The organism is Alicyclobacillus sp. TC, assembly GCF_016804365.1.
GTDB classification, from domain to species: Bacteria; Bacillota; Bacilli; order Alicyclobacillales; family Alicyclobacillaceae; genus Alicyclobacillus_I; species Alicyclobacillus_I tolerans.
This window is the reverse complement of record NZ_CP044434.1, coordinates 160,676-180,506: the sequence shown is the minus strand read 5'-3', so window position 1 is coordinate 180,506 and position 19,831 is coordinate 160,676. Positions and strand designations below refer to the sequence as shown.

Genomic DNA, 19,831 nt, shown 5'->3' with positions numbered 1-19,831 from the left:
ACAGAATACATCACCCTTTTCTACGTTCAGAGTCCGTTGTATAGTCGACGGTCGACCGTCGACTATACAACATCTAAATGAAGTATAGTTTTGAATATTCTGTCCTGTCAATCAATCATTCTAAAAGACTTAAGAATTCCGTAAAAAGTTTTAGAGAGAAATGTCACTTTCTTCCGCCAAACGACGTGCGATGGTTTTGACCATTTGCGGGCTTACCCAAATCACAATGACGCCTAACAAAAGCCAAGCGAGAACAATATAAGGGAACCAATTGTAGGGAGCTGCTGGAACCGGGTACAGGTTGGAATAGAGCGTGTAAGCGAGCGCCAACACAGCAAGAGCAGGAACCACCAAGATACCGGATCGCCAAATCCGCTTTCGCGTGAAGTAAAATATAGCACCTATATTGGTAGCCAAATAAGCAAGCAAAAGTGACAAAACACCAAGTGTTCCATAGTAACCAAAGACGTTTGTTCCTGTTTGCTTGGCAAGAGCCAGCATCTCCAAAAGAGCTATCACCATGACTACGGCCAACGCTACATAAGGGGAACGAAACCGTTTATGCACGTCTCCTAACTTACTGTTTAAAAAACCATCCCGCCCCATAGAATAGAGCAATCGCGAGCCGGTTGTAGCAGTTCCCAATCCACTTGAGAAGGCTGACATGGCCGCACCAAACATGATTGCTGCCGCAAAACCACTGCTCATGTAATGTTGAGCCAGATAACCAAGCGGAGCTGAAGAATTAGCAAATGTTTTGACACCAGCCGCAGTTAATCCGAATCCTAGAGATTGCGCGTAGCTGACTAATACATAAAAGATACCTGTAACAAAGACTGCGGAAGCAATGGCCATAGGAATGGCCCGCTTGGCATTGGCTGTCTCCTCGCCCAAGCTTGATGCTCCCTCAAAGCCTGCAAAAGAAAGAAAGGCGAAAACAGATGCTAAACCAATGGCTGAAAAGCGATTCCCACCAAGTGTGAAAGGTAAGGCGCTGAGATGCCCTGCAGCACCGCCCCGTCCAAGAATCACAACCGTTAAAATGAGAATCAGCAGCATCGAAATTCCTTCAAACACCAGCATGACACGCGCCGAAATACGCACTTCAAGAAATGCCAACAGCCAAATGAGCAAAGTAGCTGCAACGGCAAGTGGCACCCAACTGATATGCATGTTAAGAATCCCCAGGAAACTCTGGAGGAAAGCTCCTACCTCTGCACCCGATGCTCCTGTAAAAGCAAGATACGTAAGAAGCAGAGCCCATCCAGATAAAAAACCTGCCCGCGGGCCTAACGACGCGGTTGTAAAAGCATAAACTGAACCACTACTTGAGAAATGTCGATTAAACTGTACAAAAGCAAAAGCGACAAGTCCAATGGTCACCATAGCCAGAAGAAAGGTCAGCGGTACACTAACCCCGGCAATACTGGCTGCAAGAGAACCGTTTAGAGCCATGGCTGCTGTAGGAGCCATAATGGCGACTGATATGGCCATGGTTTCTAATAAGGATAGGCCATTTTTATGCAAGGGTTGCGACATCTTAAACATCTCCTATGCTGAAAACTTCGGTATGAATGGAGAATAAGCTGCCAAGTGTTTTTTGGGCAGTTCAACTCGTACGGTTTTCAACGGATCGACAATCTGACATATTCTTACGTCCGATCCGGCGGAAAGCAGGAAAATAGATTCACTCCTTGATAAACCACATTCCTGTTGTAACCAGTCAACCATTTGCTTGGTTGCCATAATTGCCGCTTCATCTAATGTAAGTGCCGAAGCAATCGTCATCACACTGTCCTCATGAAAAAGCATGGGCGCTGGCCAGGAACGATTTTTCAGGATATGCAGACTAACCGTTACTTCCCCAGCAATTTCCACACCACAAACTGCTACCTCTCCATCACCCATACATGCATGCAAGTCTCCCATGGCAAGCAACGCTCCTGGTACATTGACCGGCAATACAAGTGTGGCCCCTCTCGTTATGCGTTTGCAATCCATATTGCCACCGTGAAAACCAGGCGTACCACATGCAATCGATTGATCTTCGGGAGGAGCTGTGCCAATCACGCCAATCATAGGAGAAACAGATATGGAAATATCTTCAGAAAATATCACCCGCTGGTTTTCAATCGGTACGACACGGATGACATTTTCCTGCAATTCATCCCCTAAAACACCTAGTCCAGGACCTGTCGTCATCACACCCTGACGGGCAAGATGAATATGTTCAATATTCACCAACAACAAATCTCCCGGTTCTGCTCCTTCTACATAAACTGGACCGCTTGCTGGGTTGATGCGTTCCCAGTCCAATGTCCCAAAGTCCATATCTTCGCTTTGAATTTGATCTTCAAAACAATCACAGGTTTCAAAGACAACACGACTTCCATCAGGTACGCGAAGGACTGGGGGATGTTTAGCTGACATTTGATAAATGACATGTTCTTTTGAAACTCTGTACACCGAATGTAGCCTCCTTTGTCTCTCGAAAAATACTCTCAAGCCTCTACAGATATGCACTTCCCCTGATATTCTCTTAAAATATTTAGAGGATTCAGGCTAAATGAATTGTACTACGAGGTTTCAACGTTTTGAATGGTGCCGAAAGAAAAAACCTGCACTTCTCCTTGTGAAGAGCAGGTTTGCAATCAGAACCCTCTTCTATTCGAGTATTTCCCCTTTTGATTCACGCCATAGGAAGGCAAAAATCAATACCAAGATAGAGGCAATCGCCACTGAATAGGTCATAGATGACGCCAGTCCGCCAACGGATGGCGCGACAGCCGAGACAATCAGAGGTACAACGGCTCCGCCAAGCGCCGCTCCAAAATGGTAGGTGGTTCCTTGCCCTGTTGAACGTACACTCGTTGGAAAATGTTCGGCCAGATAAGTAGGAATCACTGACCAAACTCCACCAATAGAGAAAAATCCTATTAAGAAAGTAAAAATATCACGATCGGCCTGGTTGGAGATGTGCAAAAAGACAAATGAACTGGCAATCGTTCCAAGAGCAGAGACCACGAGTGTCCAACGCCGACCTACTTTGTCAGATACCCATCCACCAATCAAATTGCCAAGAATACCCGCCACGTTCAGAATAATAATAGTATTTGCAATTACAGCAGGTAAAAAATGACCTTTTTCTTTGAGTAAAGTGGCATAAAACACGTTAATTGGATATGTCACACTAAAAGCGATAATGGCAATGATGGCGGCATGCAAAGTGTTCCATGTACGCCCCTTGCCAAAGAGAGCTGATACTGGAACACGTTTGCCAGTTTTTTTCTGCGTTTCTTGCCAACGGGCTGATTCAGGCAAAGCCCGCCATATGTAAAGAGCTACGAGCAAAGCCGGAATACAGGCAATAAAGAATAACTTGTGCCAACCAAGACTGCTATACCAGACTCGATATAGAATGGCGGCAAAAATATAGCCAAATGAGAAGCCAGATTGCATTAATCCAGATGCTAATCCTCTCCACTTGGCAGGCATCAATTCCATGAGCATCGGGGTACCGCTAGCATACATGGAACCCATGCCAAGGCCGTAAAGAATACGCACAATAAAGAGCAGCGTAAAGCCAATTGAAAAACCCGTAAGAAACTCAAAAACACTAAACCAGACAATGGAGATGAGCAGGCTTACTTTGCGACCTCTGGCGTCGCCTAAAAGCCCACCTAAAAATCCCCCGCCAAGCCTAGCAAATGTTGTTGCGGAAGAAACCGCTGCAGCAAGTGTCAGCGGAACGTGATAGTCTTTCATAATATCAATTAAAACGAAAGTAAGAATAGAAAAGTCCATAGCGTCAAACGCCCAGACCAGCGCAATGGAAATAAGCGCTTTCATGGCCAGCCCCTGCTTTTCCGCTGGCGCTGTTGCTTGCGAAGCAGTCGACATCATCATCACCTCTCGATAAAATACAAATAATATTCTGACTCCCACTGCAATTATATCGTCAATTCAAAAAAGAATGTTCTTTCGATAGAAAGGCGTGAGTGAAACCATGAATATAGATTGGGTATGGCTGCAAAATCAATTAGGTCGTGACAAAGTCAGCTTCAACGAAAGTGTGCGCAGTACGCATGCGCAAGATGAATCTTATCATTCACCCCATCTGCCAGACGCAGTAGTGTTTGCTGAATCACTTTCAGACATCTGCCACACGATGGAATTTGCGCGTCAATACTCCATCCCCATCGTGGCATTTGGCGCTGGTTCCAGTTTGGAAGGACATGTCATACCTATAAAAGGCGGGATTTCACTGGACTTGACACGTATGAATCGCATCTTAGAAGTCCGGCCAGACGATTTTTTGGTTTGCGTAGAGCCTGGTGTCACCCGCCAAGCCCTCAATGATTACCTGCGTCCGTTTGGCCTCTTTTTTCCGGTCGATCCCGGTGCAGACGCAACAATAGGTGGTATGGCTGCCACAAACGCCAGTGGTACTACCACTGTCCGTTACGGCGGCATGAAAAACAACGTACAAGCACTTGAAGTGGTACTAGCAAATGGGCAAATCATTCATACCAACTCACTGGCAGCCAAATCGAGTTCGGGTTATCACCTGACCGAACTTTTTGTAGGTTCTGAAGGTACACTTGGGATATTCAGCAAAATTTGGCTCAGAATTTACGGAATTCCTGAGCAAAACATGGCAGCAGCAGCGGAATTTTCTAGTGTTCAGTCGGCTGTCAAAACAGTCTGTAGCCTCATAGGTACGGGTGTCTTATTGACGCGTTGTGAACTGGTAAGTCAACAGTATCTTGAAATTATCAATCGACAACTTGGCACTGCGTACACTGAAACACCTACCCTATTTTTGGAGTTTTCTGGAACATCCTCCAGTATCCTAGCGGATGTTAAGCTCGCTGAAACGATAGCCCTTGAAGAAGGTTGCCTGAAATTTACAGCTGTACGGATAGAGGAAGAACGACGAAAACTTTGGACGGCCCGTCACAACGCCGCTTACGCCTTAATGCGTAGCTATCCTGGCTTGTCACACATGAGCACAGATGTCTGTGTTCCCATTTCTAAACTGCCTGAAGCCATATCGCTTGCGGAAGAGTGGATACGGCGATTACAGATACGCGGCGGTATATTAGGTCATGTCGGAGATGGTAATTTCCATGTCAGCCTCATGGTTAATCCTAACGATAAAGAAGATTTACAACACGCCCAAGAACTTTCCCATCATTTGGTCGATTTTGCATTGTCTGTAGGCGGTACTTGTACAGGAGAACATGGCGTCGGTTTAGGCAAACGCGCTTATCAAAAAGCAGAGCACGGAACTGCATTAGAAGTGATGCGAGAAATAAAACGTTTACTGGATCCTCTGGACATCCTCAATCCCGGTAAATTAGTCGACGATTGACACTCCCATTAACTTAAGAATCCTCAACATTTAGATGGAGCTAAGAGTTCCATTTTTTTTTCGTGATCGCGCTAAAAGAAAAATGAGAAAGTCCGTTCTTGACTGGATAAAATTTAGTTATATAATTAAAATATATGATATAGAAAATTTTATACTATATAATTTATTGTCCTAAGGAATTGTGAGGGGATTTATTCTGGAAACGGATTGGAAAGCACTTGTGCAAACCATGGATCGATCACTGTTTATGATTCTGCAAAATCTAGGTGAACATATGGTCCAACGAGCCAACTTAGGGCTTACGCGTACGCAGGCGTTCGTCTTGTACTACATTCATCAGCAAAAAGTCTGCACGGTTTCTCAGTTAGCCGAAAAGATGGAAGTGAATCCGAGTGCCGTCACAGTCATGCTTGATCGACTCGAAAAACACCGTTGGGTGGAACGAACCCGTGATACTTCCGATCGACGCGTAGTTCATATTGCATTGACAGCGGACGGGGAAGAAATTTTGAAGAAAATAGTGCACCTGAGAGAACAGGTGTTTGCACACTGTCTGCGTCAAGTTACAGTCATCGATCCGGTTGTTTTTGTTCAAGCCTTAGAGGAACTGGCTGAAATTTCTACAAAAATGGAAATTCATCAGCTATCTTCTCAGGATTCATTTTCGACGAAACCCTAATTTTGAGGTGATACTGTTGTCAACCTATTCATCCGCAGTGCAAACGACCAACCGCATTACTGGTTCTCGTAAATGGTGGGCATTGGCGACTGTGCTTCTGACCATGTTTTTTTCTTCCATGGATCAAACGGTCGTCTCCACTGCTATGCCTACCATCATTGGAGATTTAAAAGGCTTTTCACTCTACGCTTGGGTTTTCAGTGCTTATATGATGGCTTCTTCCATCACTGTTCCTATTTATGGAAAGCTATCGGACGTATTTGGCCGCAAACCGTTTTATTTATTCGGACTCACTGTATTCGGAATCGGATCTGCCATATCTGGGCAGTCCCATACCATGATGGAACTCATCTTGGCACGCGCATTCCAGGGCATTGGCGCTGGCGCTATGATGAGTATGCCACGCGCAACGGTTGGAGATATTTTTGATCCTAAAGAACGTGGTCGTTGGATGGGTGTCATGGGGGCTGTATTCGGGGTATCCAGCATTATTGGGCCATCCTTGGGTGGATGGATTACGGATACCTTCTCTTGGCGCTGGGTCTTTTACATCAACCTACCATTTGCGTTGCTTGCCATTCTGGGCGTTCTGTTCACACTACCCAAAGTACGAGCAGAACACCGAGTTAAAGTGGACTGGCTCGGATCTGTCTTACTCGTCATTGGCCTTTTGCCAATTTTACTTGGATTTACCTGGGCAGGTAGCAAGTACGCTTGGACATCACCTGTTGAAATTATCCTCTTTGCTGGCGGCGCTCTTTTTCTGGTTATTTTTCTTATTTGGGAACGTCGAGCAGAAGATGCGCTTCTTTCTCCAACCTTGTTTAAAAATCGCATTTTCAGTATGTCTTTGATTCTTGGTGTTTTAGTGGGAATGGCGATGTTTGGTAGTCTTATGTTTTTGCCCGTTTACGTCCAAGGCGTTGTTGGTCTAAACGCTCAGGACAGCGGTTGGGTAATGGCACCTATGATGCTCAGTTTCATTGTCGGTAGTATCGTTTCTGGTCAAGTGATGACACGCACTGGACGTTATCGTGTACTTGCCTGGGTGAGTGGAGCTATCATTGTAGTAGGTTCAATTTTGCTCAATCAAATGAACCTGTATACACATTGGTCAACCGTCGTCATCAATATGATTGTGCTTGGACTGGGTATTGGTTCTTTAATGCCTCTGCTCAATGTAGCGGTGCAAAACGCTTTTCCATACAGCATGATGGGAACTGTCAACTCAACTCAACAATTTGTCAGCTCACTCAGTGGAGTAATCGCTTCTCCCATTTTCGGTTCCATCCTCGACAAGTCATTCTCTGCCAAATTTAAGCAGTCCCTGCCAACCGACTTACATTCTTTATCGAGCCAATTGTCTAGCATTAACCCGCAGTCCTTGCTGACTGTGCAAGCTCAAAAAGCCATTGCCGTAAAATTTGCCCCTTATGGTTCAGTCGGTCAAGCGCTTTATCGCCAATTACTGCATACCATCAAATTATCTCTCACTTTTGGCATTCAACACCTCTTTGCTGTTGGATTGATTTTTGCCATTCTCTGTTTTATTGGAACCTTCTTCTTGCCGGAAACGAAATTGAAATCAAAAGAATACTTCGAAGAGAAAAACTAAACATCCGTAGCATATAAATGCCTCCTTCCACGCTATTCCGTGGATTTAGGAGGCATTTCAATATTTTCAATATAGATAGGAGAAGCATCGGATTTACAACTTTGAAGCGACACACTGATGACATAGCTTCACCCAGTTGAATCAATGCCTATTTCATTTTCGGCTGACTCTCATAAGATAAAGCAATACCAGAATCTCTTGACAAGGATGTGATTTGCTTGCATAGCCAGTCTCCGTCTTTGACAGCGTTCGCACAAGCTGAATCCAACTCACGACATGGAGCGTTTATATTTCTGCTCTTATATACGCTCATTGGCATAGACATCATGGCTAAGAAAACTCCACAAGAACAAATGCAAGCACTCAAAGTATGGTTGCCCTGGGGAATCACTTTCCTTCTACTGGCATTCTTTATCATCGCTCCAGAGCAGGAAGCTACGCAAGCAGCGGCTGCCAAGTGATAAACTCCAGCATGACTCTTAATGATCTTGGTTTATCTTCGGCCAGCAATCTGTCGGGAAATGACAAGGCGCTGAATTTCGGCTGTGCCTTCCCAAATTTTAAATATTTTGGCATCCCTCATCCATTTTTCTACGGGGTACTCACGAATGTAGCCATTACCACCTAGAATTTGCACAGCTTCCTCCGTCACGCGCATAGCGAGATCGCCCGCAAACAATTTAGCCATACTAGCTTCCAAACTCGCTGATTTGCCTTGGCTTTGTAACCAACCTGCGCGCCAAATCAATAGGCGGGCAGCATCGATACCTGTAGCCATATCTGCTAATTTAAAAGAGATTCCTTGGTTCTCGATGATTTTTTTGCCAAACGCCTGACGAGTTTTGGCGTACTCCAACGCGTATTCATAAGCTGCTCTTGCCACACCGAGCGCAGCCGCCCCTACAGCTGGACGGGTTCTATCCAACATCATCAGGCAACCTAAACCGCCAGAAATACCTTTAGCGTTACCATCCAAGCCCGAAAGACGATTTTCTAGCGGAATACGACAATCTTCCAACACTACCTGCGCAGTGTGGGATGCCCTAACCCCCAATTTTTTCTCCTTGCGCCCCATCGAGAGACCTGGCGTACCTTTTTCCACCACGAAACATTCTATACCTTTCCACCCACTACCTGGTTGAGTTTGAGCAAAGATGACATGAATATCCGCAATACCACCATGTGTAATAAACTGCTTGGTACCATTTAATACCCAACTATCGCCATCACGCACGGCTGTTGTGCGCATGGATGATACGTCCGATCCGGCATCTGGCTCAGTCAGACCCATGGCTCCTAAACGCAATTCTTTAGGATCGCAAAGCATCCCAATATATTTTCTTTTTTGCTCTTCGGTACCGGTTGCAAGAATACCTGTTCCTGCCAAACCACTGCCTGTGATACAAGTCTGAATTCCTGCACAGCCCCAAGCCAATTCTTCGGCAATCAGCAAATGGGTAATGGCGTCTGTAATGCCTCCGCCGCCATACTCTTCCGGATATTGATAAGTCGTTAAACCTATTTTATGGGCGGCCCTTACAACATCCCAGGGGAATTCTTCCGTTTCATCATAATGTGCTGCAACAGGACGAATCTGTTCTTGAGCAAAATCTCGTGCTACTTTCTGCATTTCTTTTTGTTCAGCAGTCAATTCAAAATTCAGCACAGGCAAACCTCCTAATTTAAGTAATCAAGACTATCCATGGCTCTACTCAGCAGAGAACAAACGACCGTTTGTTTGAGAACAAATTCAGCATACCTATCTTTTCTTTGACTCGCAAGCAAATTTTTTCAAAACCGCTGACAAGAACAGAGCCCCAAAGTACGGGGCTCTCGGGACTCTCTAACATCTATTTGATATGTTGGTTTGTCCGCCGTTCTTGGCTGGACGGATTCTGACCTTTTTCCGAAGTGATATGCCCCTCCTCTTTGGGAAGAACGCTGAGCGTACCTGTAGGTTCCAAAATAGCCCATTTGATGTCGCGATAATTGAAATATCCCTGTTCACGCAACAGTTGAATGAGTAAGTCATGATTGATTTTGCATTGTTTTAAATGTGCATCAATCATTTCACCGTCTTTTAACAGAACAACCGGTACGCCACTCGCCACATCGCGAAACTTCTTGCTTTTCAAGGAAAGCCAAGCGGCAATAACTGTAGCGAAAGAGAAGAAAAAAAGAATAGTAGCATATTTAATGACATCTAGAATGGACTGAGATGTGAGCATATTAGCTCCAACATTCCCCATACAGGCGCCTGCTACCCAATTAAAATAGGTTACTTGGCTGATTTGCGTTTCGCCAATCCAACGCACAAGAATCAATAAAAAGCCAAATGTAATGCCAGCATCAGCAGCCCAAAAAATGACATGTGACAGCATTTTTTCCCTTCCAAACGCCTTCGCCATACTTCAGAGGAAAAATACTCGACCTATTTCGTTGACTCCCAAAAGGAAAATTTTAAATAAATTTCAATGTATATACTGGATAATAGAGATTGAGGATCTGTGGATAAGTCAGATTGGCTACAGAACCCCAGTATTCTGAGCCCCATTGCGACATCACATTAGAACCCACAAAGGTCCAGTTAGCACTTCCTGGCCATCCTGAACGGTATTCTAGAGGTAAAATTTCACCATTGTTGGGCGTGTACACTACATTCCATGTATTGCGAACTGCAGCATCCGTAGCTGGCGTACCACTGAGATACACAAATTTTTGATAATTGACAGTATTATCAACATCGTAAGTCCATCCATTTTCTGTGGTTGGATGGAGGGTATAATACCAAGCAAACATCTTGATTGCTACAGCACCCGCTTCAAGCGCCTGTTGATTCCAGGAAGGAACCCATTCATTCGGCAACACATCTTCACAATATTCTTCAAAACCAATAGTTTGAACGTATAAGATAGGTGCAAACGGATTGTTGAAAGGCCGGATTGCTACACGTATCACAGAGGGCAACGCTGTATTGTAAATCGATTGAACTTGCGCCTGCACATGCTGGACAGGTGCCATAAGTCCCATGGAAAATACACTTAAAACAGCTAGACCGCACTTTGCGATTTGAGTCCCATGACGATTCATAGCTCATCCCCCCTGCTCAAGATTTTTGATTGGGACTCCAGGGTGGCACATCAAATTCAGTCGGTATGGTTTGACGTTTCAGACCTAATTGAGTTGCATATCGAGAAACGAGCTTGGCTAACGCGTTACGATGTAAATTGCCAAGTACAGCTACCGGTTCATTGCGCCGTCCTCCCCGAATTGGGTTTAAAATGATAGGCTGAACCATATCCTGTTTAACTGGCACTTCAAATACGACTTCTTCATTAAAACCATTTGCAACCGCAATAGCCGTGACGATTCCCAGCTTTTCAACACCTGCAAAACGTGGATCTTGCTGCAGTGGAACATCGGCCCTCCAGACTCCGGAAGTATTGGTTTGACCACTGGTCAACACAGAACCATTGGACTGCACCAATATAATACGAGCACCAGCAATTCGCTTAAAATCTTTGCCTGACGCTACACGAAATTCCATTTGCACCCGATTGGCCACAGAAACCGTATTGGCAAGTGCCAAATGCTTGCCAGACCACCCAAACACGAGACCATAGACGAATAGAAAAGTGGCCATTACGACACAAAGTTGTTTTCCAAACATGATGCCACCTCAACTCTCCATTTCTGACATAAAGAATTTTTCGTGACTTATCCTTCCCTTTTTGCTTTTTGTCATGTGTCGTATTCGCATGTCTCTGGGATAAATGGTTTACTTATAGGAGAATTTCTTTGTGAATGCAGGAGTGAACCCATTGTCGTCACAAGCAAACTCTGCACAGCCGTTGTTTTTGAAATTAGATCGCTCTGCAGCACTGCTTGGCAAGTGGAGCGTTTACGCATACGCAGCTTTTCCGATTGTCAATCGTGCCATCAGTATTTCATTTCTTAGGGCTTATGCGAATAGTTGGTCAACCATTTTACTTTGCCTCATGGCTTTAGTTGGTTTATATCAATATAAGCGGTCTCCTAAACTCTCGGCTTTTGCCTGGTCAAAATTTGGAGGCTTGTTTATCCTTTACTGCGTGGCTCTCTTTTTCTCACAACTGGGTCTGCCACACGTCGCTTTTGATGGTCTGAGCATGAATATTGAATATTTACTTTTTGCTCTGCTTCTGCCCTTCGTCATACAAGAGAAAGATATTCCTAAAATGATATTTACAAGCGTTGTAGTTTCCATTCTGCTAGGTTTCGATGGGGTCTTTCAATATATCACCAAGGTTCCTATTCCCAGCGGTTGGGTAGATGTGGGTGAACATGTGCGGACACGTGTCTTCTCTGTCTACGGTTCTCCAGCAGAATTAGCTGCCAACATGGAACTTATGATACCTGTGATTGCAGGGCTGTTTTGCCTGGATAAAAATCGCCGCAGACGCATCCTCTATATGATTGGTGAATTCTGTTGTCTAGCCACACTGCTTTTTACGTACGATCGCGGTGCATGGCTAGGTTTAGCACTAGGTCTTTTGTTGATTAGTCTCTTTTACGACAGACGGCTGCTTGTCCTCCTTATCATCCTATGCGCAATCCTATTTTTCCTGCCTCCAATTCATCATCGTCTGGCTGATTTATTGAGTCCAACCTACTGGATTCAGTCTGCCAAGGGAGGACGAATTATGCGCTGGGAAACTGCGTTTAATCGCATGTCAAGAAATCCCCTTTTTGGCGTAGGACTTGGACAATATGGGGGCGCTATTGCATCGGCATACGGTTATTCCATTTATTCCGATAACTATTATGCTAAAATTTTAGGAGAAACAGGTCTCGTAGGTTTATTACTTTTTAGCGCGATGCATATTGCGATTATCCGTGAAGTCATTCAAACTGTGGTTAGGAAAGCGCAAGGCAGGCAAAAATACCTTGCACTTGGAGGTTTAGCTGGATTAGTAGCTCTGCTTGTGCATGCTTTTTTTGAAAATCTATTTGAATATGCCCCTACGGAGACTGTCTACTTTCTTATCTCCGGATTGCTGATATTATGGGGAAGAACGCTTGATTCACAAAAAACAGATCTTCGTAATCAGGAAGATAAGATACCAAAAGAAAGTTGAGGTTTCCTCATGTCCGTGCTCTACGCCCTGCTGGGTATTCTTTATATCTTTTTGCAAGTTATCACTGGAGTGATTGCTCTTTACCAATTAGCAATCTCCCTATTCGGTTTTCGACACCGTCGGATGACAGAACTCCTTCCTCCGCAAAAAAAATTCGCTGTAATTATTCCAGCGCATAACGAGGAACGAGTTGTAGGTCCACTCATAGAGAGCATCAAAAGACAAAATTATCCAGATCATCTTTATTCCATACATCTGATTGCCGACAATTGTACTGATCATACGGCTGATGTCGGTAAACGTCATGGTGCGATTGTTCATCAAAGAACAGACAACACTCATCAGGGAAAAGGCTACGCGATTGAATGGATGCTGGAGCAATTAGAATTATCAGGCCAGCCTTATGATGCTGTGGTCATGTTTGACGCTGATAATTTAGTAGACAAGAATTTTCTAAACATCATGAATGACAAACTTTGCCGTGGGCATAAAGCCATTCAAGGTTATCTCGGCGTCAAAAACCCGTTTGATACGTGGGTTTCAGTTTCTCTTGCCGTCTCATATTGGTACGATAACCGTATGTGGCAAAATGCCAGACAAAATCTTGGTTTGGCCTGTGCTTTAGGTGGAACTGGGCTATGTATTGATTACTCTTTGTTACAAAGTATTGGCTGGAATGCTACTGGTCTTACAGAAGATTTGGAATTTGGAGTACGTTGCGTAGAGCATGGTGTCTTACCCATATGGGCACATGATGCTATTGTCTACGACGAAAAACCTACAGATTTTATTGCTTCATTTAGGCAACGTCTGCGATGGCAGCAAGGTCATTTTCAGTGTGCGAAACAGTACATGATGAAGATGCTTAAAGAAGGAATTCGTGAAAGAAACTTGATTAAATTTGATACAGGGCTATATTTATTTCAACCCATGCGAGCGCTCATCATTTTTGCTACATCTCTTTTCATGTTTGTTCTTAAATTTCTTGTACCTACGAGAGTGGTTGACCAAATTTCCAACAACACAGTTTCAGATATCTTAATTGTGGTGAGTGCCATTCTTTTCTTGCAAATACCTCTCACTTTATTTATGGAAAGGAAAAATTGGCGCTCTTATTTTGCGTTAGCCATTGTGCCTCTGTTTCTCTGGACCTGGGGACCCGTAACGCTGCATGCCTATCTGACACGCAACAACCGAAAATGGTATCATACCATCCACAAACGCTCTATTCGCCTAGATGAGATTAACACACAGTAAAACCCAGCCTAACAACTGGGTTTTTTAATCTGCAGAAAATCCCATCCATCATCGCAATAAAACCAAGCAACAACCCACAAGGAAAAGTGCCTGCCATGACGAATAGAACATTCACCTTATCGAAATAGGGAGCGTGAATGAGTGAATATACGTTCTATAATGAATTTACCTGACTTATTGGAAATTCGTAGCCTTGTTTGTGTAGAACCACATCCTGACGATAATGAAGTAGGAGCTGCGGGAACGCTATTTCAACTTGCTCAAAACGGATGCCAAATTCACTTTGTCACCGTAACAGACGGCGCAGCTGGAACCTCAAATCCTGATGTAGCGGGAACAAAACTTGCTCATATTCGTCGCAAAGAACGCTTACAGGCTGCCAAATTATTAGGTGTGACTGAATCGATTTTTCTCAACTTCCCTGATGCTGGAACTTACCAAGTGGATGATTTAACCGCTCAACTGGTTGACATATTCCGTAAACTACAACCTCAGATGGTAATGACGGTAGATCCGTGGATGGCTTACGAGGCACATCCTGACCATATCAAAACAGGAAAAGCGGTTGCTGAAGCCGTCCTTTTTTCCAGCAACCCTTGTTATAAACCAGAAGCAGGAGAGCCATTTGCTGTTCAGCAAATCGCGTTCTACGCAACTAACTATCCCAATACATATGTTGATATCACTCATGTTTGGGAAAACAAATTGGCGGCCCTCTTGACTCACAAGAGTCAGTTTGACAATGAAGAATGGCCGTTGCTTTCTGAATATTTGCGTCTGGAGGCAAATGAAATTTACGCTTTAAAGTTGAAGCATGACCAACAACTCGTCACAAATTCAACCCACGGCTCGCCCAAAAATGGCCTAGCTGAAGCTTTTAAAGTACTCTCCAGCCGTCAACTGCACTTCTTTCCGAGTGCGTTATTCAGTTAATCTCTATAAAGTTTCGCTCTTCAAGAAAGCGCTATCATTTTAAATGACAAAAGTCATAGTCATTTTCTGAACTTTTTCATAACATCAACACGCACAGAAAGCAGGGCTTGCCCATGGCTAACGCGAATCTCACTCATTCCCATCAAATACCTCTAGGCAAACAAGTAGCCTATAGTTCTTATCAACTTGGTATCAATATGCTATGGTACGCTTTTAGCACGATTGCCGTGTTTTTTTACGTTACAGTGTTAAAAGTTTCTGCTACTGAAATTTCTTACGGAATGATTGTCTATGGCATCTTAAATGCATTTATGAACGTGTTAGCTGGGCATTGGAGTGACCGCACGCATACTCGACTGGGTAGAAGAATTCCCTATATACTTGCATCAGGTTTACCGTTTTGTCTAACTTTCTACTTTCTTTTTTCCCCACCAGCTGTCAGCAATGATGGACTATTACTTTACTTTTTTCTGCTAACATTTCTATTTGATTTTTGTTTTACATTAGTTGCTCTTAACGCTGGTAGTCTCTTTCCGGAAATGTATCAAGAAGAAAAAAGTCGCGCCTTTGTTTCCGCCTTACAGCAAGTTTTCGCAATTGTCGGACTGATTTTGGGAGTCGCACTATCGAAATCTCTTGGGGAAAGCTTGGGATGGAGTAAAGTAGCTGCCTTATTTGCTGGAATTGCTTTTGTATCCATTTATGTATCCTTGTATGGAAGCTTTGAACGTTCGGGACAGACGGAATCCGCCTTTCATCTGAAAGAAGCTGTCGCATCCACTTTTCGAAACCGTCGATTCTTGTTCTTTGTATCGGCGAGTTTCCCGATTCAATTTTCCACAACGTTGTGCACATCCGTATCTTCTTTTTACACAAAATATGTGGTAAGCATGACAGGTCTACAAAGCTCTTTATTCCTAGGTGGTATTTTTATTGTCGCCATACCTCTATCTTTTCTCTGGGCACGACTGGCTGTCAAAATGACGACCGCTAAAGCTGCATTTTTAGCCTGTATTCTCTATATTTTCACTTCTATGGCTCTAGTGTTCGATCACGCTGTCTGGAGCGTCATTCTTACTGGTTTTATGATGGGTATTCCTGTTTCTGGTTTTCTTGTTTTGCTAAATATACTTCTCGCAGAAGTTATTGATCACGATGCCAAACTAACCGGACGCAGAAGAGAAGGCATGTATCTTGGCATGAATGGTTTCCTTGTTCGTCTTGGTCTCTCGTTACAATACGCTGTCATGGCAATTTTCTTCTCCATCAGTGGATACAACGCACATTTAAGCGTACAAAGCGTACGCACAATTTGGGGATTTCGCCTACTGATTGGCGGATTGCCTGTGGTTGCATTGCTCGTTTCACTCATCCTCCTACTTGCTTATCAACGTTTGCACAATCTGGCCAAATTGTCAGATGAAGCAACAACATTACAATCTGGTCATTCTAACCCACTTTTTTATCTTCACAAGCAATGATTGTCATCTGCTTTTCACAATCTCGGTTTTGATAGAAGAGCGCTAATAAAGATATCTCATCTTTGGGCGGTCTATTGTTTAGGTACCTTGAAGTCCTATGACTTCAACCCGTGTGGAGAAGAAGGTTGCTCCCCCTCCCATATCAGCGATACTTTGCGATGTAAGTACATTGACAGACTGGTATCCAAGAACTTCATCATCCCACCACAGTCCTTGCGAAACAACCAGACCAGGCTGTACATCTGAAGTAATTTCAGCTTGAAGCACAATTGAACCACGATCATTAAAAATTTGAACGAATTGCCCTTGTTCTATTCCTCGAATCTCAGCATCTAAGGGGTGAATTTGTAGCAATGGTCGCCGCTCTGCCTTCTTTAACGATAAAACGTTCGCCCCCGTAGAATTTAAAAAGTGATGGTTTGGAGGAGTAACAAAATATAGCGGATAAGAGATGTCTGCCTGCAATTCCACATGCGTAGGAAGAGAAGGAAGCCCTGCCAGCTTCATCGCCTCTGAATAAAGAGCAATTTTATTTTTCGTCGGCGTCGGTAAATCCTTGTGTTTCATTTCATCATTTATGGGGATTTCTAGTTTTAACCACCCTTTTTCTCGTAAAGATGGGAGTGAGACGTTTCGTAAATATGGATTATTGTCATTTCTCAGAGCCGTTTCAATCATGTCTTCTTCCGTATCATAAAAACAAGACTCCGTAAAACCCATTACTTCAGCCAGTTCCTTAAAGAATGTAAAGTTGGATTTGCATTCACCAAGAGGAGGAATCACTGGTTCATGTAACTGAAGATACAAGTGCCAATAAGATTTATATAAATCTAAGTTCTCAAAATGACTCGTCGCCGGTAAAACGAGATCGGCATATTTACACGAATCTGTCAGAAAAAGATCGTGGACTACAGTGAAAAGATCTTCCCTCGCCAACCCTTTCCTCACCTTGTTTTGGTCAGGTGCAACCTGAGCTGGATTGGAATTGTAAACAAACAGAACTTTGATCGGCTTGTATGGATGGAGTAAAACATCTCCTAATTGATTCATGTTGATAGAACGTGGCTGAGGTTGCGGAAGCAAATCCGGTCTCTGTAATCCGTATGTATTTAATTTAGCGTAATAGCTATTTCCCTTTATAGCACCGCCTCCACGAATCCCCCATTGACCCGTTAGAGCAGGCAGGCAAGCGATAGTTCTTACAATCATTCCGCCATTCTCATGATGTTGAAGGCCATTACCAATTCGAATGAATGATGGACTAGTTGTGCCGTACAGATGTGCCAGTAAACTAAGATCTTCCACTGACACTCCGGTGATTTCCGAAACCTTCTCGGGAGTGTAATCTGTCACGTGTTCTTTCAGCTCAGCGTAGCCTTCCGTATACTTGTTTAAAAATTCCTCATGAACAAGGTTTTCACGGATCAGTAAATGCATAATACCCAGGGCTAAAGCGGCATCCGTACCAGGGCGTATCTGGATGAACCAGTCAGCCCACTTGGCTGAACGGTTATTATGAATATCAATGACAACAATTTTGGCCCCTCGTTTACGAGCTTCATTCGCGAGCAACATTTGATGCATATTGGTGCTGATCACGTTACAACCCCAGATGACAATCAGTTTCGAGTAGATGGTATCTTCAGGATCAATTCCGGCGTTTGCACCCATGGTATAAGCATATCCCGCAGCTCCAGCGGCATTGCAAATGGTTTGCTCGAGCAAGCTTGCACCAAGTCGATGAAAAAACCTCCTATCCATTCCTTCTGCATTCAAGACACCCATATTACCGTAAAAACTATAAGGAAGAATCGATTCAGCGCCATAAGTTTCAATAGCATCTTGTAATTTGCGCTTTATTTCTTTATACGCTTCATCCCAACTGATACGTTCAAAATGTAAAGTACCTTTGGGTCCTGTACGTTTCATTGGATAGAGCAAACGATCTTGATGATAGATGCGTTCTGGGAATTTTCGAACTTTCTGGCATATGGCACCCTTGGTTACAGGGTGATGGGGATGTCCATCGACTTTTATAATTTTGCCATTCTCCACACTAACCAACAGGCTGCATGTATCCGGACAATCAAGGGGACAAACAGATCTTACGAGTTTCATGATCATTGCCTCTCTTTTCAATTGACAACTCTTATCATATTTTCTACTAAGTTGACGATGAAAGTCTATAAAAAAACTTCCGAGCGAACTCGGAAGCCTTATCTTTTCTGGAGCGGGTGACCGGAATCGAACCGGCGCCATCAGCTTGGAAGGCTGAGGTTCTACCATTGAACTACACCCGCACATATTGAACTGACAACAGATGATATTATAACTCGGAACCAAGAAAAACACAAGCTTTAAGTTTGTTGATTTTAAAAACGGCGAATAACTTGTTCGTTCTGTCCACTCGATCATTCAAACCTCAGCGTACTGTAGAAGTGTGAAGGAGGTGCTTAACCATGATTGAAGATTTGCGTCGAGCATTTACATTGGGAGATCGCATTAAAGTGTATGCGGGTGATACTCAAATTGATGGCACTGGCAGTTTCATTGCCTTTCAAGACCGCTTCCTCATCTGGGCAGATTCTACTGGCCTGATTAACTTTACCCATCTTGGCGATGCTATTACCATCCAAAAAGTATAACAGCACAATCCTAGACGCCGAATCCATTGTGGAGATTCGGCGTCTAGGAATTTTATAGTTTACGTATCGAATCATGGCTTGAAATTTTTTGTATCCTAACATAGCCACTTGTATCTGCCCATAACACACCATCTGGTAATACGCGAATCACAATACCCTCACCAATAACAGCATCACCATTGATGAGTTGAATGCGATCACCATACGAAAATGATTTTAAAAGAGGATTTTCTATAAAGCTATAGCTTTGTTCTATGTGATCAACAAAATCGATATCTACCGCCTGTTGTAATTCAACACCCTCATGATGTTTGCTTTCATTATGCAAAATATCTAAGAAAATTTCCGAGACATCAACAGGTGTGGAAATAGAATAAACCTCTTCGGATAGATCTCGTTGAACTGTATCTGTCATTTGGTTACGGAGTACTTGACGATATCTTTTTATTTTTCTTTCAGGTACTGTGCTACTTTCCCAAAGTGACAAACCGCGGATAGGTGAAGTAAATAGAACTTCTATATCCAACTGAATTTCAGACTGAGCAGAGGGGTTTGGCATTTGAGCTACATGAAATGACAACCATCCTTTTGTACGATGTTTTTGTCTCATCCCCTGCTGTTTTGGAATGGCTAAATCTTTTCTTACAATCCATTGTGTCAATGGTTTATGAAACTTACGATTCGCCGCAGCTGATGACATGCTTGTAACCCCCAAAAACGACGAGTCTCC

General features: G+C 43.6%; 18 protein-coding genes and 1 tRNA gene. 9 read left to right on the top strand and 10 right to left on the bottom strand.

The genetic code is table 11. From position 1 onward, the window contains the following. Window positions 1–150: 150 nt before the first annotated feature. From FY534_RS00900 to FY534_RS00890, 3 genes are all read right to left on the bottom strand, one after another. On the bottom strand, window positions 151–1,539 hold the full coding sequence (locus FY534_RS00900; protein ID WP_083574189.1) for an APC family permease: 1,389 nt from the start codon (window positions 1,537–1,539) through the stop codon (window positions 151–153). 12 nt (window positions 1,540–1,551) lie between these two features. Beyond that, window positions 1,552–2,466, bottom strand: a complete 915-nt coding sequence (locus tag FY534_RS00895) for an acetamidase/formamidase family protein (protein ID WP_072874036.1) — start codon at window positions 2,464–2,466, stop codon at window positions 1,552–1,554. 198 nt (window positions 2,467–2,664) lie between these two features. Continuing rightward, window positions 2,665–3,900 (bottom strand): MFS transporter, encoded by a 1,236-nt coding sequence (locus tag FY534_RS00890; RefSeq protein ID WP_072874037.1) that lies wholly within the window; start codon window positions 3,898–3,900, stop codon window positions 2,665–2,667. Between the two features lie 106 nt (window positions 3,901–4,006). Between FY534_RS00890 and FY534_RS00885 the strand changes: the two genes are divergently transcribed. From FY534_RS00885 to FY534_RS00870, 4 genes are all read left to right on the top strand, one after another. Next, the gene (locus tag FY534_RS00885; protein ID WP_083574190.1) at window positions 4,007–5,374 is read left to right on the top strand and encodes an FAD-binding oxidoreductase; all 1,368 of its coding nucleotides are present in this window, start codon (window positions 4,007–4,009) and stop codon (window positions 5,372–5,374) included. A gap of 181 nt (window positions 5,375–5,555) precedes the next feature. Continuing rightward, window positions 5,556–6,053, top strand: a complete 498-nt coding sequence (locus FY534_RS00880; RefSeq protein ID WP_238413602.1) for a MarR family winged helix-turn-helix transcriptional regulator — start codon at window positions 5,556–5,558, stop codon at window positions 6,051–6,053. Window positions 6,054–6,069: 16 nt separating this feature from the next. Beyond that, window positions 6,070–7,668, top strand: a complete 1,599-nt coding sequence (locus tag FY534_RS00875; RefSeq protein ID WP_072874038.1) for an MDR family MFS transporter — start codon at window positions 6,070–6,072, stop codon at window positions 7,666–7,668. 218 nt (window positions 7,669–7,886) lie between these two features. Then, a complete protein-coding gene (locus tag FY534_RS00870) occupies window positions 7,887–8,129 on the top strand; it encodes a hypothetical protein (RefSeq protein WP_203114935.1) in 243 nt (80 codons plus the stop codon). A gap of 32 nt (window positions 8,130–8,161) precedes the next feature. On the opposite strand, the gene FY534_RS00865 is transcribed toward FY534_RS00870, so the two are convergent. The 4 genes from FY534_RS00865 to FY534_RS00850 form a co-directional block, all read right to left on the bottom strand. Continuing rightward, the gene (locus FY534_RS00865) at window positions 8,162–9,331 is read right to left on the bottom strand and encodes an acyl-CoA dehydrogenase family protein (RefSeq protein ID WP_072874061.1); all 1,170 of its coding nucleotides are present in this window, start codon (window positions 9,329–9,331) and stop codon (window positions 8,162–8,164) included. Window positions 9,332–9,518: 187 nt separating this feature from the next. Beyond that, window positions 9,519–10,049, bottom strand: coding sequence for a DUF421 domain-containing protein (locus FY534_RS00860; protein WP_165611976.1), 531 nt, complete (start codon window positions 10,047–10,049; stop codon window positions 9,519–9,521). Window positions 10,050–10,128: 79 nt separating this feature from the next. After that, entirely contained in the window at window positions 10,129–10,758 is a 630-nt protein-coding gene (locus FY534_RS00855; protein WP_072874041.1) for a SpoIID/LytB domain-containing protein, read from the bottom strand. Window positions 10,759–10,774: 16 nt separating this feature from the next. Beyond that, a complete protein-coding gene (locus tag FY534_RS00850) occupies window positions 10,775–11,338 on the bottom strand; it encodes a hypothetical protein (RefSeq protein WP_072874042.1) in 564 nt (187 codons plus the stop codon). Window positions 11,339–11,489: 151 nt separating this feature from the next. Here FY534_RS00850 and FY534_RS00845 point away from each other — a divergent pair, with 151 nt between their 5' ends. From FY534_RS00845 to FY534_RS00830, 4 genes are all read left to right on the top strand, one after another. Further along, on the top strand, window positions 11,490–12,785 hold the full coding sequence (locus tag FY534_RS00845; RefSeq protein ID WP_129583563.1) for an O-antigen ligase family protein: 1,296 nt from the start codon (window positions 11,490–11,492) through the stop codon (window positions 12,783–12,785). A gap of 9 nt (window positions 12,786–12,794) precedes the next feature. Next, window positions 12,795–14,042 carry a glycosyltransferase family 2 protein gene (locus FY534_RS00840; RefSeq protein WP_072874044.1) on the top strand — a complete coding sequence of 416 codons (1,248 nt, stop codon included), beginning with the start codon at window positions 12,795–12,797 and terminating at the stop codon, window positions 14,040–14,042. 141 nt (window positions 14,043–14,183) lie between these two features. Then, the gene (locus FY534_RS00835; protein ID WP_072874045.1) at window positions 14,184–14,975 is read left to right on the top strand and encodes a PIG-L deacetylase family protein; all 792 of its coding nucleotides are present in this window, start codon (window positions 14,184–14,186) and stop codon (window positions 14,973–14,975) included. Window positions 14,976–15,088: 113 nt separating this feature from the next. After that, entirely contained in the window at window positions 15,089–16,456 is a 1,368-nt protein-coding gene (locus FY534_RS00830; protein ID WP_203114933.1) for an MFS transporter, read from the top strand. Window positions 16,457–16,534: 78 nt separating this feature from the next. Here FY534_RS00830 and FY534_RS00825 read toward each other — a convergent pair whose 3' ends face one another. Both FY534_RS00825 and FY534_RS00820 read right to left on the bottom strand, forming a co-directional pair. Further along, window positions 16,535–18,574, bottom strand: coding sequence for a molybdopterin-containing oxidoreductase family protein (locus tag FY534_RS00825; RefSeq protein ID WP_370541539.1), 2,040 nt, complete (start codon window positions 18,572–18,574; stop codon window positions 16,535–16,537). 108 nt (window positions 18,575–18,682) lie between these two features. After that, window positions 18,683–18,756 (bottom strand) — tRNA-Gly (locus FY534_RS00820). A 159-nt stretch (window positions 18,757–18,915) separates the two neighbouring features. On the opposite strand from FY534_RS00820, the gene FY534_RS00815 reads away from it, so the two are divergent. Then, window positions 18,916–19,101: a hypothetical protein gene (locus tag FY534_RS00815; RefSeq protein WP_072874047.1), complete on the top strand. Its 186-nt coding sequence runs from the start codon at window positions 18,916–18,918 to the stop codon at window positions 19,099–19,101. Between the two features lie 52 nt (window positions 19,102–19,153). On the opposite strand, the gene FY534_RS00810 is transcribed toward FY534_RS00815, so the two are convergent. Beyond that, entirely contained in the window at window positions 19,154–19,801 is a 648-nt protein-coding gene (locus FY534_RS00810; RefSeq protein WP_072874048.1) for a hypothetical protein, read from the bottom strand. Between the last annotated feature and the right edge of the window lie 30 nt (window positions 19,802–19,831).